The sequence below is a fragment of the Mycobacterium colombiense genome (genome assembly GCF_003284975.1).
GTDB classification, from domain to species: Bacteria; Actinomycetota; Actinomycetes; order Mycobacteriales; family Mycobacteriaceae; genus Mycobacterium; species Mycobacterium europaeum_A.
In genome coordinates this window covers 1-14,485 of record NZ_QMEU01000111.1, presented here as the reverse complement: position 1 = coordinate 14,485, position 14,485 = coordinate 1, and the positions used below count along the sequence as shown (strand labels likewise).

General features: G+C 67.7%; 15 protein-coding genes and 1 pseudogene. 6 read left to right on the top strand and 10 right to left on the bottom strand.

Annotated elements, in window-relative coordinates:
• Nucleotides 1–76: 76 nt before the first annotated feature.
• A complete protein-coding gene (locus DQP58_RS22610; RefSeq protein WP_112710405.1) occupies nucleotides 77–940 on the bottom strand; it encodes an ABC transporter substrate-binding protein in 864 nt (287 codons plus the stop codon).
• Nucleotides 941–969: 29 nt separating this feature from the next.
• On the bottom strand, nucleotides 970–1,713 hold the full coding sequence (locus DQP58_RS22605; RefSeq protein ID WP_112710408.1) for an SDR family NAD(P)-dependent oxidoreductase: 744 nt from the start codon (nucleotides 1,711–1,713) through the stop codon (nucleotides 970–972).
• Between the two features lie 118 nt (nucleotides 1,714–1,831).
• Here DQP58_RS22605 and DQP58_RS22600 point away from each other — a divergent pair, with 118 nt between their 5' ends.
• A complete protein-coding gene (locus DQP58_RS22600) occupies nucleotides 1,832–2,905 on the top strand; it encodes an AraC family transcriptional regulator (protein ID WP_205869513.1) in 1,074 nt (357 codons plus the stop codon).
• A 118-nt stretch (nucleotides 2,906–3,023) separates the two neighbouring features.
• A complete protein-coding gene (locus DQP58_RS22595) occupies nucleotides 3,024–4,529 on the top strand; it encodes a flavin-containing monooxygenase (RefSeq protein ID WP_112710404.1) in 1,506 nt (501 codons plus the stop codon).
• 15 nt (nucleotides 4,530–4,544) lie between these two features.
• Here the strand turns inward: DQP58_RS22595 and DQP58_RS22590 are convergent, their stop codons facing one another.
• Both DQP58_RS22590 and DQP58_RS22585 read right to left on the bottom strand, forming a co-directional pair.
• Nucleotides 4,545–5,369, bottom strand: a complete 825-nt coding sequence (locus DQP58_RS22590) for a hypothetical protein (RefSeq protein ID WP_112710403.1) — start codon at nucleotides 5,367–5,369, stop codon at nucleotides 4,545–4,547.
• Nucleotides 5,366–5,974, bottom strand: a complete 609-nt coding sequence (locus DQP58_RS22585) for a TetR family transcriptional regulator (RefSeq protein WP_112710402.1) — start codon at nucleotides 5,972–5,974, stop codon at nucleotides 5,366–5,368. Before DQP58_RS22585 ends, DQP58_RS22590 begins: the two co-directional genes overlap by 4 nt.
• Nucleotides 5,975–6,122: 148 nt before the next feature.
• On the opposite strand from DQP58_RS22585, the gene DQP58_RS22580 reads away from it, so the two are divergent.
• Nucleotides 6,123–7,223, top strand: coding sequence for a hypothetical protein (locus DQP58_RS22580; RefSeq protein ID WP_112710401.1), 1,101 nt, complete (start codon nucleotides 6,123–6,125; stop codon nucleotides 7,221–7,223).
• 6 nt (nucleotides 7,224–7,229) lie between these two features.
• On the opposite strand, the gene DQP58_RS22575 is transcribed toward DQP58_RS22580, so the two are convergent.
• Genes DQP58_RS22575 through DQP58_RS22565 form a run of 3 tightly spaced genes read right to left on the bottom strand, consistent with a single transcriptional unit; the run spans nucleotide 7,230 to nucleotide 10,000 of the window.
• On the bottom strand, nucleotides 7,230–7,730 hold the full coding sequence (locus tag DQP58_RS22575) for a DUF302 domain-containing protein (protein ID WP_112710400.1): 501 nt from the start codon (nucleotides 7,728–7,730) through the stop codon (nucleotides 7,230–7,232).
• 3 nt (nucleotides 7,731–7,733) lie between these two features.
• Nucleotides 7,734–8,819 (bottom strand): NmrA family NAD(P)-binding protein, encoded by a 1,086-nt coding sequence (locus DQP58_RS22570; protein ID WP_112710406.1) that lies wholly within the window; start codon nucleotides 8,817–8,819, stop codon nucleotides 7,734–7,736.
• A gap of 8 nt (nucleotides 8,820–8,827) precedes the next feature.
• Complete coding sequence (locus tag DQP58_RS22565; RefSeq protein ID WP_112710399.1) at nucleotides 8,828–10,000, bottom strand: thiolase family protein; 1,173 nt, start codon at nucleotides 9,998–10,000, stop codon at nucleotides 8,828–8,830.
• Nucleotides 10,001–10,097: 97 nt separating this feature from the next.
• On the opposite strand from DQP58_RS22565, the gene DQP58_RS22560 reads away from it, so the two are divergent.
• The gene (locus tag DQP58_RS22560) at nucleotides 10,098–10,574 is read left to right on the top strand and encodes a winged helix-turn-helix transcriptional regulator (protein WP_112710398.1); all 477 of its coding nucleotides are present in this window, start codon (nucleotides 10,098–10,100) and stop codon (nucleotides 10,572–10,574) included.
• Here the strand turns inward: DQP58_RS22560 and rsgA are convergent.
• The gene (gene rsgA, locus DQP58_RS22555; protein WP_112710397.1) at nucleotides 10,558–11,553 is read right to left on the bottom strand and encodes a ribosome small subunit-dependent GTPase A; all 996 of its coding nucleotides are present in this window, start codon (nucleotides 11,551–11,553) and stop codon (nucleotides 10,558–10,560) included. The genes DQP58_RS22560 and rsgA overlap by 17 nt on opposite strands.
• Nucleotides 11,550–12,857, bottom strand: coding sequence for a 3-phosphoshikimate 1-carboxyvinyltransferase (gene aroA / locus DQP58_RS22550; RefSeq protein WP_112710396.1), 1,308 nt, complete (start codon nucleotides 12,855–12,857; stop codon nucleotides 11,550–11,552). Before aroA ends, rsgA begins: the two co-directional genes overlap by 4 nt.
• A gap of 44 nt (nucleotides 12,858–12,901) precedes the next feature.
• Between aroA and DQP58_RS22545 the strand changes: the two genes are divergently transcribed.
• A complete protein-coding gene (locus DQP58_RS22545; RefSeq protein WP_112710395.1) occupies nucleotides 12,902–13,666 on the top strand; it encodes an SOS response-associated peptidase in 765 nt (254 codons plus the stop codon).
• 115 nt (nucleotides 13,667–13,781) lie between these two features.
• Nucleotides 13,782–14,213, top strand: a complete 432-nt coding sequence (locus DQP58_RS22540) for a TIGR03618 family F420-dependent PPOX class oxidoreductase (protein ID WP_112710394.1) — start codon at nucleotides 13,782–13,784, stop codon at nucleotides 14,211–14,213.
• A gap of 38 nt (nucleotides 14,214–14,251) precedes the next feature.
• On the opposite strand, the pseudogene DQP58_RS22535 reads toward DQP58_RS22540, so the two are convergent.
• Nucleotides 14,252–14,485 (bottom strand): annotated as a pseudogene (locus DQP58_RS22535) (HNH endonuclease signature motif containing protein); the annotation flags it as partial.

Here is a 14,485-nt window from a genome sequence, read left to right as displayed (position 1 = left end):
CTGCGGCGCGCCGTTCTCACGGTGAAGATTTCGCTGATTTGCCGCCAGGAATGCACGCTCGGCGCGACCGTTGTGACTAGCCGGTCCGGTAGAAGTCGGCTGCCGCGACCGGCGCAATGCCGAGCTCGCGTGCGACCGCGTCGATCGACTGCTGCGCGACCCGCAGGTCCACCCGGTAGTCGGGGGTGAAGTAGGGCCCGACGTAGCGCTCGTAGTGTCGTTGCGCTTCTTGCGGCGTGAGCCGGTCGAGGAACCAGTGTACGTATTCGACTGCGCGGCTTGGGTGTTCGGCGAGCAGTCGCAGCGCGCGCTGATTGGCCCGGACGAGGGCCCCCAGCGCGGGGCTATCCAGTGGAATGTGGACTGGGTCGACCGCGACGCCCACCGTGGGGATCTGGAAGTGATCGCCGACCCAGGCCAGCAGGTGAAAGCCCTCTTCGGCGGCGACCTGTTCGGGGGACAGCGTGCTGCCCACGTAGGCGGCATCGATCGAACCGTCGCGCAGCCTGCGCAGGTCCATCTGGTAGTCACCGGGATGCCGCACCACGCAGTGCAGGTCACGGTCGGGGTCCAAGCCGTGTTTGCGCAACACGATCCGGGCGAAAGCGCCCGGCGGGTTATCGGCGGCGTGCACGGCCAGGCGGCGCCCGCGAAGATCGCTCATGGTCTTCACCTCGGCGTTGCCGAGGAACCAAAACAGTGGGCGATCGGTGTTGACGCTCAACGCCTTCCAGCCGATCCCGTCGGCAAGCCGCGACAGCAACGCCCGGCCCAGGCCGATCGCCGCGACGTGGCGCAGCCGCTGCGCTGTCCAGCCCACCCCGTCGCGGATTGCGACGTGCACACCTTCGTCGCGGTAGTAGCCCTCCTGATCGGCGACATGAGCGATCAGCTCCTCGTGAATGCCACGCCCGACGTAAGCGAGATCGATCGTGTGCACGGCGCACCCCTTTCCGGACGGATCGGCCGTCAATCCATGGCGAGGCCGCCGTTGACTTCCAGGCAGTGGCCGGTGATGAAACCGGAATCCTCGCCGGCCAAAAACGCCACTGTCTTGGCCACCTCTTCCGGCGTGACGAGCCGCCCCATGGGATTTGTCGCCCCGAGCTGGCCTACTTCTTCCGCCGTCAACAGCGAGTTCGCCGTCGGGTCGGCGACCGTGGCGGGCGAAACGAGGTTGGCGGTGATCTGGTGTGGAGCCAGCTCGAGCGCGACGTAACGGACGAACTGATCCATCGCCGCCTTGGCGGTTCCCAACGTGATCATGCCTTGCCGGGGACGGCGGGACAGCACAGTAGTCAGATAGATCAACCTGCCATAGCCATGCGAAATCATGCGCGGCGCAACGGCTTTTGTCAGCAGAAAGGTGGCACGCAGCTCGCGGTCCAGTTTGCCGCCGAGCTGCTCCCAGCTCAGATCGGCGAACGAGGTGACGTCGTAGGGGATCAGTGCGTTGTGCACGAGCACATCGATGCCGCCCCACCTGTCGTTAGTTTCGTCGACCATTGCGGCGACGTCGTCGGGCTGCGTGACGTCGGCCCGGATCGCGGCGGCCACGCCGCCGGCATCGGTCACGGCCGCCACCACCTGGTCTGCCTCGTCGGCGCTGGACCGGTAGTTGACGACCACCCGAAATCCCTGCTCCGCCAGGACCAATGCGGTTGCCGCGCCGATGCCCCGGCTAGCTCCGGTGATCACCGCGACACGACCCACCGACGTCACCTCCGACCGTGCTCACCGCGCCTGGCTGGCACGCGCGAACAATACTCCGGCGTCGCAACCCGGTAAAGGTCCGCGTGCATGCCCCGAAGCGTTGGCCATACTGGAGGACGTGCAGGTGTTCGTCGGTTCCCAGGTGTCGCACTGGGATTTCCCGCGGAGCACGGCCAGCGTCGCGCTGATGACCGAATTCGGTTGCAGGCAAGGGCTTGCGGCGGCGGACATGCTCAACGGGTCCGGATTGTCGGAGGCCGACCTGCACGATCACGACCGGATGATCGTCGGGCGCCAGGAGTTGGCGGTCGCGACGAATCTGGTGGACCTGCTGGGGGAGGCGGCCGGGGCGGCCAACCTGGGCATGCAGGTGGGCGGCAGCTATCATGTGGGATCGCTCGGCATCTTCGGCTTTGCGTGCCTGACCAGCTCGACGCTGGGTGACGCCGTCCAGTTCGCGGCCCGTTTCTACGAGCTCAGCTACGGGTTCTGCCTGCCGACCGTGACCGTCGAGGGACCGGTCGCGACGCTGCGGCTCGACCTGCCCGACCTGACCGGTCCGGTCGCGGAGTTTCTGGTGCGACGTGATCTCGCGGCGATTGCCCGCGTCATGGCGGAGTTGCTCGGCGGCCGCGTCCCGTTCACCGCGATCGAATTCAGCGGCCCGGCGCCGTCGGAGGGGGACGACGCGGCCCGCGAGGTGTTCGGCGTGGCACCGCACTACGACTCCCCGGCCAACGTCGCGCGCGTGCCGGTCGCGCTGCTGGACACCCGGCTGCCTCGCGCCAGCGAGCCGAGCGTGGCCATGTGCGAGCAGCAATGCAGCGCCCTGCTGGAACGCCGCCGGGCCCGCACCGGTGTCGCCCTGCGGGTGCGGGAGCGCCTGGCGTCGATCGACGGCGAACCGCACACGATCGCCGCCGTCGCCCGGCAGTTGGCGATGAGCGAGCGGACGCTGCGGCGGCGGCTGGCCGAGGAGAACACGAGCTTTCGGGAGCTGGCCGAGGAGGTGCATCGCGTCCTGGCCGAGGAGCTGCTGGCCACCGGCGCGCTCTCGGTCGAGGACGTCGCGCTGCGGCTGGGTTATGCGGAGGCGACCAGCTTCATCGCCGCGTTCAAACGCTGGACCGGCACCACGCCCGCGCGCTATCAGCGCTCGGTGGCGCCCCGCGCGCGGTCGCTGGCCGTCTGAGTCGCCGGCCGTCTGGACAGCCAATTGTCCGCGGGCCCACCGGTCGTGGCCGGAAATATGGATTTCTCGACCGCAATCGGCTGCGGAGGCGGGGCGGTGTGCCCATACCGTTTGAGTCATGACTTCGACCCATCGCCCTCGCGTGCTGGTCATCGGGGCCGGCTTCGGTGGACTCGCCGCCGCATACGAACTGTCCAAGGACGGCCTGGCCGACGTGACCGTGTTGGAGAAGGCCGACGACGTCGGCGGCGTCTGGCGGGAGAACACCTACCCCGGCGCGGCATGCGACGTCCCGTCGAACCTGTACTCCTACTCCTTCGCCCGCAAGACGAACTGGGGCCGGCGCTACGCCGAGCAGCCCGACATCCTCGGCTACATCCGTGACACCGCCGACCGGTTCGGCCTGCGCGACCTGGTGCGCACCGGCGTGGAGGTCACCTCCGCCGCCTATGACGACGGCACCGCCACCTGGCGGGTGACGACCTCGGGCGGCGAGATCTTCGAGGCCGACGTCCTGGTGCCGGCGGTGGGCCAGCTGTCGCGTCCGGCGCTGCCGGCGATCCCGGGACTGGACCTGTTCGAGGGCCCGTCGTTCCACTCGGCGCAATGGCGCCACGACGTCGACCTGACCGGCAAGCGCGTCGCCGTCCTGGGCACCGGCGCGTCGGCGATCCAGTTCGTTCCGCGCATCCGCGAGGCCGCGCGGCACGTCACCGTTTTTCAGCGTTCCGCGCCGTACGTCATCCCGAAACCGGATCGCGCCTATACGGGTGCGCACCACGCCGCCTTCCGGAGGGTGCCCGGCTTCGCCGCCGCCATGCGCGAACTGATCTGGGAGATCTCGGAATTCTTCGGCCTGGCGCTGACCAAGGTCGCGCCGTTCGCGCGGCTGATTGGCGTGGTCGCGTCGCTGAACATCAAGCGGCACATCAAGGATCGGGCGCTGCGAGCGAAGGTCACGCCCGACTATCCGATCGGCTGCAAGCGGGTGCTGTTCAGCAGCGAGTGGTATCCGGCGCTGGCCCGTGACGACGTCTCGGTCGAGACCGGCGCTATCACCGAGGTGACGGCGACTGGGGTGCGCACCGCCGACGGGTCGCTGCACGAGGTCGATGTCATCATCTACGGCACCGGGTTCAAGGCCACCGAATTCCTTGTGCCCATGACCATCACCGGCCGCGACGGGCGCGACCTGCATGCGCAGTGGGCTCGGGGGGCGCGCGCCCACCTCGGCATGGCCGTGCCCGGCTTCCCCAACATGTTCCTGATCTACGGCCCGAACACCAATCTCGGCAGCAGCTCGATCATCCTGATGATGGAACAGCAGGCCCGCTACATCCGCCAGATCACCGAGCACCTCGCGCGCGCCGGCACGGGTCGCGCGTTCGAAGTGTGGCGTAGCGTCGAGCAGGCCTACGACACCGAGATCCAGTCCCGTCTCGACAACGGCGTGTGGACCACCTGCGACTCCTGGTACCGCACCGCCTCCGGCCGGGTCACCACCAACTGGCCCGGCCTGGTTCGCGAATATCAGCGCCGCGCAAGGACGGTCGCGTTCTCCGACTACATGGAGGTGCTGCCCCGATCCGTTCCCGCGGAGGAAGTCGAGGGAATCGGCGCATGACGTCGTTCGACTACGTCAGGGGTGGGTGACCAGGTAGGTCTCGTTGCCCAGGCCGGCGGTGAGTTCCTCGACATCGAAGGGGCGATCGAGGCGTGCGTGCAGCGCCTTCGGATCGATGAGCAGGCTGATTTCCGCGGTTTGACGGGCGAAGAGCCGCCCGATGAGGGGATAGATTCGACGCATCACCGCCCGCTCGGCGGAGGTGCAGCGCGAGGCGCAGTAGCCGACGTGGCCGATCTCATCGGTGAGGATTTCGCTGTAAAGCAGTTCGATTCGGTCGGCGACGTGCGGTTCGTCGGCGAAAAGCCTTGTGCCGGCCCGGCGTAATTCATCGAACAGGATGCAGCCCGCCATCTCCGCGGCTCCGACGAACATGAAGCCGAGCCGTTCGGGCAAAAATACGTTTACTTTGACGAACTGGCGGATGACGAAGGGTGGTGGGACAACCTGGAAGGTCAAGTCGAACGCATCGAGAGCGTACGCCAGCAGCCGGGTGTGGTAGTGCTCTTCCAACTCGAGGTAGACCCGTTCGGGCGGCACGCTCTCGTCGCTGTTGCGCCCGTAGGTTTCACCCAAGCCCACGCCGAATCGCTCCGCCTGATTCAGCTTTGCGGTGGCCAGCAGGAAGAGCATCTTGTCGTCCAGGCCGGCTTCGGGTCGCCGGCGTCGCAGGTTGCGCAGGAAGATGTCCCGGTCGGCGGGATGGGCCGACCGGACGGGATTGGTTTGCAGGTCGCTGAAGAACCGCTCGCGATTGGCCAGCCGCCTGTTGAGCAGATCGGCCTCGCCGTCGCGCCTGGCCAGGAAATTCCGATAGCCCTCGATGCCGGTTTGATTCATCGCTTCTCCATTCCCTTGACAATCGTTGTCACGTAACGGTTTAACAAGGCGGCATCGTGGGCCCCGGTGGCCAGCAGCGCGAAGAGTCCATTAGAGAAGAACGTCGCGAGTTCGGCCGCGTCCACCTCGGCGACGACCTGGCCCGCGTCCTGGGCTCGACCGATGACGTCGACCAGAAACTGTCCGAGCGGGTGCTGGGCAAGCTCGTCTTCGACCGGACGGGTCGAGGAGAAATGCAACCCGAGCATGTCCCGGAAAACCGCTGCGCCCAACCGGCTTTCGGCGCGCAGGACGTGATGCACGAGGTGGTCGAGCACGGACGCCAGATCCCCCTTGGCGTCGCCGAGTTCGCTGATGATGCGGGTCTCCTCGACGCGCTCCGCCTCGATGAGCACGTGCTCCTTGGTCGGGAAGTGGAAATAGAACGTCCCTCGAGCCACGCCCGCATCGGCGACGATCGCGCTGACGTCGGCGGCCGCCAGCCCGCGCCGCGCAATCTCGGCCAGCGCCGCGTCGAACAACCGCGCCCGCGTTTCCAGCCGGCGCGTTTCGCGGACGCTCGTACCCGGTGATCCGCTCGCGGATGGCGCGCGTCGTGACACCATGGGCGCACCGTACGCCAGTGACTGACGGTCGTCAATGACAGGCGTCAGCGAGTGTGTCGTTCTTCGGGGCGGAGCCCGCTTGCTAGACATGTATCGTCAAGCTTCCGGTAAGCACTTCTGTCCGCGCAGGAACAAAAGGACCCACCAGATGAGCGGTCAATGCAGCGACGACATCGAACGCATCGCCAACCGGCTGGGGTTCAGCTGCGAGCACGCGTCGCCGTGGTTGACGCTGCGCAATCCGTTCGGGTTGGCGAATTGGACGCTGCCGGTGCTCGAGCTGCTGGTCGTCGCGGGCGCCGTGCTGGCGCTCTGGTGGGCGATCCGCCGACTGCGCCGCGACAGGGACCCCGTTAACATCGTGATCTGGTTCGCCACGGTGATCTACCTGCTCATCATTGAGCCGCCGTTGTATTTTCCCACCGTCTTCGGCGTGGACGGCTCCCTGGGTGCGGTGTTCGCGCACAACGTCTTCACGGTCCAGTTCATGTACGACCGGCTGCCGCTCTACATCGTCGCCCTGTATCCCGCCATGATGACGCTGGCCTACGAGGTGGTGCGCGGCCTCGGCGTCTTCCGGGACTGGGGCGCGGTCGTTGGCGCGGTGTGCGTGGGATTCGTGCACAACTGCTTCTACGAAATCTTCGATCAGTTGGGTCCGCAGCTGCGCTGGTGGGCGTGGAAAACCGACAACGCGATCAACCGTCCGATGCTGGCCTCGGTGCCGATGAGCAGCGTCCTGCTGTTCGCCACCGTCGGGCCGGCCTGCGTCGCACTGTTCAGCCAGCTCCTGATCACCCGTCCCATTGAGCGCGGGCGATATCTGAGCCGGATTACGTTGATCGGCCGCACTTTTGGGATCGCGGTGCTGGTGCCGGTGGGCCTCGCAATCGCCAATGTTCCGATCCTGCTGGCCGGAGACGAGCACCCCGACAACGCACTGCGCCGGGCGCTGTACTACATCATCCTCGGGGCGTTCGCCGTGGTGGCCGTTCCAATCCTGGTGCGGCAGTGGCGCAACACCGCGTTCACGCCCGGCGCACGCAACGCCTTCGTCGCCGTCTTCGGGCCGGCATTTCTGATCGTGCTCGGGGGTTTGTGGTTGTCGGCCGGGGGAACACCCACCGGCAATCCGGTCTACGCGGGGGTGTGCTACCTGCTCGCCGTCGCCCTGACGCTGTCGGTGACCGTGCGCGCTTGTCGACCGCCGGCTCTCATCCGCCGAAAACAGCTGAGCGGCACGGGATAACGCCTGTCACGCGGTGACCTTCTCGGCCAGCGCCGCCAGCTTCGCGTCGAGTCCTTCTGCGGCGCTCAGCAATTCGGGATTGTGCTCGACGACCATTAGCGACGACGGCTTGACGTAGGTCAGGCTGCTGCCTGAGCCCTCCTCGAGCAACAGCAGCTCGACCGGGGCGAACAGCCCGGCTGTCACGTCGTGGCGCAGCATCGTGATCGCGATCAGCGGATTGCCGAGAATGACGCGCAACGCCTTGCGGTCGATGCCTGCCTTGGTGATCCAGGCGCCGTGGTCAACCAGGCCGAACAACATGAATCCGCTTGGCCCGACTCGTGATTCGACGCCCTGCCGATACGACTCCCAGTCACCGGTGGAAGTGGCGATGTCGTTGATCGGTACCGGCTGGTCGCCGATATCGGCCAGTAGGGCGGCGACGAGTTCCTCGTAGCTCTTCTCGCTGTGATAGCGCACGCGCACGCCGTCGAAGGGGATTTCGCGTGGGTCGGAGGTAGACATCGGCTACAGCCTCCCTTGCCGCTTGTCCTCGCCGATTTTGAGTATCGGAGTCCGATTCTCCGGTTGGATCCCCTCCCAAAGGCCGCCACCAGTTCGCGCCCGCGCAAGGTGATCTTGACGCCGGAACCACTCCTCGGCACTCCTGATCCGGTTCGGGTGGATCTCGTCGAGGAGCGCATAATCCCGTTTGATCACGCGGTGCTTCCAGAGATTCCAGAACCCGGTGAAGTTGTCGCGCACGTTCATGGTGCTCTTGTCCTTCCGGTCGGCGTTGTACCCCGCGGGCGCGTCGGCAATGACGCCGAGTGGACCGTTTCGCCAGTACGTGTCCAGGTCGGTGTCGACGTACCGCGCCGGATGCCCAGTGACCTTCTCGAACGCCGCGGCGAGATCGGCGTAGGCGATGTCGTCGACAGCCACCTCGAGATCCATGCCGTTCGCGCGCTCGGGATGGTCGAAAAGCCAACGGACGTAGTAACCGCAGTCCTCGAGCGACACGTGCGGCACGGCCCCGTCTCCGAGTGGAACACGCCACGTCAGGACGCCGTCCTCGACGGTGGGCGTCATCGGGGTACCCGGCGAGATCACCATCTCGAGGTAGGGGCCCGACGTGAACAGCGCCGCGCCCATCCGATCGCGATTCACCTGATTCTGGAACAGAATCCACTCGCCAATGCGCCCCTTGCCGTCGTAGTGACCGGTGCGGAACCGAGAGTCGTATCCCGCCTTCTTCAGCCCGTAGTCGAGGTTTCCGTACACGAAGAATGTGATTCCTTCTTCGATGGCGATCTCGTAACTGCGGATCGCCCAGTAGGTCTCGGCCTTCTCGCCGGTGTTGAACCCGTCGATATTGACGAAGGCTCCGTCACAACCGCGGAATCCCTCTCGCAGCGTCGCTTCGTCAGCGAACGAGCCCTCCACGGCGGAGACGTTTTCGAGCTCCAGCAGTTCCCTGGCTCGCCGGCTGCCTACGTCGCGAGTGAGAAACCGAACCGAGTATTTCTTGTCGGCGACGAGCGCGCGGATGATGGGCATGCCCTGGGCTCCGGTCCCGCCGACGACGAAGATGTTCGAGGTGGCCTGCGACATCGACCGGCTCACAGTCGCTCGATGATGGTGGCGTTGGCCATGCCGCCGCCCTCGCACATCGTCTGCAGGCCGTACCGGCCGCCGCGCTGCTCGAGAGCGTTGACCAGCGTCGTCATCAGCCGAGCGCCGCTGGCGCCCAACGGGTGACCGATCGCGATCGCCCCGCCGTTGACGTTGGTCTTGGCCAGGTCCGCCCCGGTGTCCTGCGCCCAGGCAAGCACGACGGGCGCAAACGCCTCGTTCACCTCGAACAGGTCGATGTCGGCCAGCGTCAGGCCGGCCCGCTGTAAGACCTTCTCGGTGGCCGGAATGACGCCGGTCAGCATGTAGAGCGGGTCGGAGCCCACCACGGTGGTCGTGTGGATCCGGGCCGACGGTCGCAGCCCCAGTTTCTTGGCGGCCTCGCCGCTGGTGATCAGCACCGCGGCGCTACCGTCCGACAGCGGCGAGGAGTTGCCGGGGGTGATCTCCCAATTGATCTGCGGGAAGCGGGCTTTGGCCGCGTCGCTGTAGAACGCCGGCCGCAATCCGGCCAGCGTCTCGACCGTCGTGCCGGGGCGGATGATCTCGTCGGTGGCCAGCCCGGCGATCGGAATGAGCTCGTTGTCGAACAGCCCTTCCTTGGTGGCGCGGGCGGCCTTCTCGTGGCTGCCGGCGGAGAATTCGTCGAGCTGGGCGCGCGAAAAGCCCCACTTCGCGGCGATCAGTTCGGCGCTGATGCCCTGCGGCACCAGGCCGTCGGGGTAGCGCCGCGTCATGTCCGCGCCCATCGGGTTGCTGCCCGGTGATACCTGGGAGCCCATCGGCACGCGACTCATCGACTCCACGCCGCCGGCGATGACGATGTCGTAGGCGCCGGCGATCACGCCCTGCGCGGCGAAGCTGATGGCCTGCTGGCTGCTGCCGCACTGGCGGTCGATCGTCACGCCGGGGACCGACTCCGGGAACCCCGCGCCCAGCAGGGCATTACGGGCGATGTTGGCCGCCTGGTCGCCCACCTGGGTGACGGCGCCGGCGATGACGTCGTCGACCTGGGCCGGATCGACGCCGGTGCGTGCGACCAGTTCGCGCAGGCTGTGCGCCAGCAGATCGGCGGGCAGCACGTCGTGCAGCGCACCGCTGGCCTTGCCCTTGCCGATGGGGGTGCGGACGGCTCCGACGATGACGGCGTCGCGATTCATGACTCCTCCTCGAGTCCAGATCATCTAGGTATAGATCGCTGTACCCAGATAAACACCTCGGTATGCTTAAAGCAACCCAGGTGCGGAGGTGATTTAGATGACACTGCTGCAAGGACCGCTGGCCGACCGCGACTCGTGGTCGGCGGTGGGACAGTGCGCGATCGAGAAGACGATGGCGGTCGTCGGAACCAAATCCGCGATGCTGATCATGCGCGAGGCGTACTACGGCACCACCCGATTCGACGACTTCGCCCGCCGGGTGGGCATCACCAAGGCCGCCACTTCGGCGCGGCTGAGCGAACTGGTCGAGTTGGGCCTGCTGCGCCGCCAGCCCTATCGCGAACCCGGGCAGCGCAGCCGCGACGAGTACGTGCTCACCCAGGCCGGCATCGAGTTCATGCCGGTGGTGTGGGCGATGTTCGAGTGGGGCAGGCGCCATCTGCCGGGGCACAACCGGCTGCGGCTGGCCCATTTGGGCTGCGGCGCCGAGGCGACGGTCGAAATCCGTTGCGCGGAGGGCCATCTGGTGCCGCCCGACGAGCTCGGCGTGCGGCTGGCTAGGAAGTCTGGTTGAGCGCGGCCAGCAGCCGCCGCGCCGCGGCGACGCGGCGGACGGCGGCCCCGGTCAGGGTGTCCAGCGCGCACTCGGGGTCGGCCGGCGGACCCATGTGCCCGCAGCCGCGCGGGCAGTCGGCGATGGCCTCGGCCAGGTCGGAAAACGCCATCATGACGTCGTCGGGCTGGATGTGGGCGAGCCCGAAGGACCGGATGCCCGGCGTGTCGATCACCCAGCCGGTGGTGCCCAGCGGCTCGGTCAACGGCAGCGCCACCGACTGAGTCGAGGTGTGCCGCCCCCTGCCGATGTCGGTCACGTCGCCGACGGCGCGGTCCGCGTCGGGCACCAGGCGGTTCACCAGGGTGGACTTGCCGACGCCCGAATGGCCGAGCAGCACGGTGATTTTCCCCGCGAGCAGGTCCGCCACCGCGAGCAGGGGATCGTCGCGGCCGGCCTCGACCACCGTGAGGTCCAGGTCGACGAATTGCCGAGCGAACGGCTCCGGCGGGGCGAGATCGGTTTTGGTCAGGCACAGGATCGGCGTGAGCCCGCCGGCGTAGGCGGCGATCAGCGTTCGGTCCACCAGGCCGGTGCGCGGCGGCGGGTCGGCCAGCGCGACCACGATCAGCAGCTGATCGGCGTTGGCGACCACCACCCGCTCGGTGGGATCGGTGTCATCGGCGGTGCGCCGCAACACCGTTCGGCGCTCTCCGCGACGCACGATGCGGGCCAGCGTGTCGGGGCGCCCGGACAGATCGCCCACCACGTCGACGTCGTCGCCCACCACGATCGGGGTGCGGCCCAGCTCACGGGCCCGCATGGCGGTGACCCGGCGATCGACGTCGCCGCCCAGCACGCACCCCCAGCGGCCGCGGTCGACGCTGACCACCATGGCCGCCTCGGCGTCCGCGTGCTCGGGACGGGTCTTGGTCCGCGGTCGCGAGCCCCGGCCGGAGCGGATTTTGACGTCGGACTCGTCGTAGTCGCCGGGCCTCACATGCCGGGCTCTTTCCCGGGCTCCAGCATCCGGGCCCACAGCCGCGGGAAGTCCGGCAGCGTCTTGGCGGTGGAGCCGATGTCGTCGACCTCGACCCCGGGCACCCGCAGCCCGATGATGGCGCCGGCCATCGCCATCCGGTGGTCGGCATAGGCGCGCCAGGTTCCGGACTGCAATGGGGTCGCGGTGATCACCAGGCCGTCGGGGCTTTCGGTGCAGTCGCCGCCCAGCCGGTTGATCTCCTTGCGCAGCGCGGCCAGCCGATCGGTCTCATGCCCGCGCAGATGCGCGATGCCGGACAGCCGCGACACCGATCCCGGCGTCGCCAGCGCCGCCAGGGCGGCCACCGACGGCGTCAGCTCGCCGACCGCGCGCAGGTCGACGTCGAAACCGTCGTAGTCGCCGGATCCGCGCGCCTCCAGGAACGAATCAGTGTGCTGCACAACGGCATTGAGCTTGGCCAGCACGCTCAGGATGTTGTCGGCCGCCTGCACACTGCTCGACGGCCAGCCGGTGATGCGCACCGCGCCACCGGTGACCACCGCCGCGGCCAGGAAGGGCACGGCGTTCGTCAGGTCCGGCTCCACCTCCCAGTGCCGGGCGGCGACCGGTCCCGGCGCCACCCGCCAGCGGTTGGGGACGGAGTCGTCGACGTCGACGCCGGCCTGGCGCAACATCGTCACTGTCATGGCGATGTGCGGCGCCGACGGCAGCGCCCCGCCGGTGTGTTGCACGGTCAGCCCCTCGGCGAACGATGCGGCGCACAACAGCAGCCCCGACACGAACTGCGACGAGGCCGAGGCGTCGATGTTCACGGTCCCGCCGATGACCGAGCCGGTGCCCAGCACGCGGAAGGGGAGACCGGAGCCGTCGATCCGCACGCCGAGCCCGCGCAGCGCGTCCAGCAGCGGGACGATGGGCCGCGCCCGGGCCTGCTCGTCGCCGTCGAACTCCACGATCGATTCGGCCAGCGCCGCCAGCGGCGGGACGAACCGCAACACTGTGCCGGCCAGCCCGCAATCGACCTGGGCCATCGGTTCGGGCGACACGCGACCGCCGACGGTCAGTTCGGTCCCGTCACCGTCCTCGTCGCCGTCGATGTCCAGGCCCAGGGTGCGCAGCGCCCCGATCATCAGGTCGGTATCGCGGCTGCGCAGCGCGCCGGTGATGGTCGGGGTGCCTTGCCCCTGGGCGGCGGCCAGGGCCGCCAGCACCAGGGCGCGGTTGGTCTGCGATTTCGATCCCGGAACGGTCACGGTCGCGCGCACCGGTTGCGCCGCCACGGGGGCCTGCCACGTACTCACCGCTCCATCATTGCCTGTCACCGGTTTCTGCCACCATGGGTGTTATGTGCGGAAGGTTCGCGGTCACCACCGACCCGGCTTTGCTGGCCCAGAAGATCAAGGCGATCGACGAGGCCACCGGCGCGGACGCCGGATCGACGGGCCCCAACTACAACGTGGCCCCGACTTCGACCATCGCGACGGTGGTCAGCCGGCATTCCGAGCCCGAAGACCAGCCGACGCGCCGGGTGCGTCTGATGCGCTGGGGTTTGGTGCCGCCGTGGGCCAAGGCCGGTTCCGGCGGCGCGCCCGACACCAAGGGGCCGATGCTGATCAACGCCCGCGCGGACAAGGTCACCACCTCTCCGGCCTTCCGGACCAGCGCGAAGTCCAAGCGCTGCCTGATCCCGATGGATGGCTACTACGAGTGGCGGGTCAACTCCGCCGACGCGGCCGGCAAGAAGACCCGTAAGACGCCGTTCTTCATGTACCGCGAGGACGGGGAGCCGCTATTCATGGCGGGCCTGTGGTCGGTGTGGAAACCGGCCAAGGACGCCGCGCCGCTGCTGAGTTGCACGATCATCACCACCGATGCGCCCGGCGAGCTCGCGCAGATTCACGATCGGATGCCGCTGGTGGTGCCCGAACGTGACTGGGACCGGTGGCTCGACCCGGACGCCGAGATCGATCGGGACCTGCTGGACCGCACGCCCGACGTGCGCGCCATCCGAATGCGTGAGGTCTCGACGCTGGTGAACAACGTCCGCAACAACGGCCCGCAGCTGCTCGAGCCGGCCGAGCCGCAACCCGAGCAGATGCAAATCCTTTAGCGCTCGGCCGGCGCGATTTCGCGCCGGGCTTTGAGCTGTCGGATTGCGTACAGCTTCTTCGTCGTATGGATAGGCAACCGAATTGCCTGGAGCCACGACGCATCAGGAGAACGCAATGAACACAACGAGACTCAGTGACAGCGCACGTCAACTCATCGGGTCCGACCCGGCCACGCTCGTCACGATCAATCGCGACGGCAGCCCGCAAGTCAGCCTGGTCTGGGTGATGGTGCGCAGTACAGCCGACGGCGGTGATGAGTTAGTCACCGCTCATCTGCAGGAGCATCAGAAAATCCGCAACATCCGGCGTGATCCCCGCGTGGCCGTGACCATCGCGTCCACCGACCGCAGCGGGCCGCAGACGCCGTATCTGTCGGTCAGGGGCACCGCGCGCGTCGAGGAGGGCGGTGCGCCCGAACTGCTCGATGAGATCGCCACGACCATCTTCGGCCCCGGCACGGGGTTCCCACCGCCGGACGCGCCCGCCGGCTACCTGACTCACATCACGATCGAGAAGGTCGGCGGTGTGGGCCCATGGGCGGCCTGAACGTCAAGCTCGCCACTCGGCCGTCTGGAGATCGCCTTTCAGTTTCCGGAAATGGGACCGTTTGAGCCGGCCGCCTCATCGTCGTCTCCATCGCGCAGCAGCTTTTCGGGGTGGTGGAAGGTGTTGGTGCGGGGTTGGCCGGTGTCGAGGGGTGGGGGTGGGATCCATTGGGTGTCGCCTTTGGTGTTTTTGCGGGTGGTCCAGCCGCCGGGGCGTAGCAGGCGGTGATGGGGGCCGCAGGCGAAGGTGAGGTCGTTGCCGTCGGTGGTGTG

Coding starts and splice junctions, on each gene's coding strand:
- DQP58_RS22595 (WP_112710404.1), top strand. CDS start 3,024: ATGACTTCGACCCATCGCCCTCGCGTGCTGGTCATCGGGGCCGGCTTC.
- DQP58_RS22590 (WP_112710403.1), bottom strand. CDS start 5,369: ATGAATCAAACCGGCATCGAGGGCTATCGGAATTTCCTGGCCAGGCGC.
- DQP58_RS22585 (WP_112710402.1), bottom strand. CDS start 5,974: ATGGTGTCACGACGCGCGCCATCCGCGAGCGGATCACCGGGTACGAGC.
- DQP58_RS22580 (WP_112710401.1), top strand. CDS start 6,123: ATGAGCGGTCAATGCAGCGACGACATCGAACGCATCGCCAACCGGCTG.
- DQP58_RS22575 (WP_112710400.1), bottom strand. CDS start 7,730: ATGTCTACCTCCGACCCACGCGAAATCCCCTTCGACGGCGTGCGCGTG.
- DQP58_RS22570 (WP_112710406.1), bottom strand. CDS start 8,819: ATGTCGCAGGCCACCTCGAACATCTTCGTCGTCGGCGGGACCGGAGCC.
- DQP58_RS22565 (WP_112710399.1), bottom strand. CDS start 10,000: ATGAATCGCGACGCCGTCATCGTCGGAGCCGTCCGCACCCCCATCGGC.
- DQP58_RS22560 (WP_112710398.1), top strand. CDS start 10,098: ATGACACTGCTGCAAGGACCGCTGGCCGACCGCGACTCGTGGTCGGCG.
- DQP58_RS22545 (WP_112710395.1), top strand. CDS start 12,902: ATGTGCGGAAGGTTCGCGGTCACCACCGACCCGGCTTTGCTGGCCCAG.
- DQP58_RS22540 (WP_112710394.1), top strand. CDS start 13,782: ATGAACACAACGAGACTCAGTGACAGCGCACGTCAACTCATCGGGTCC.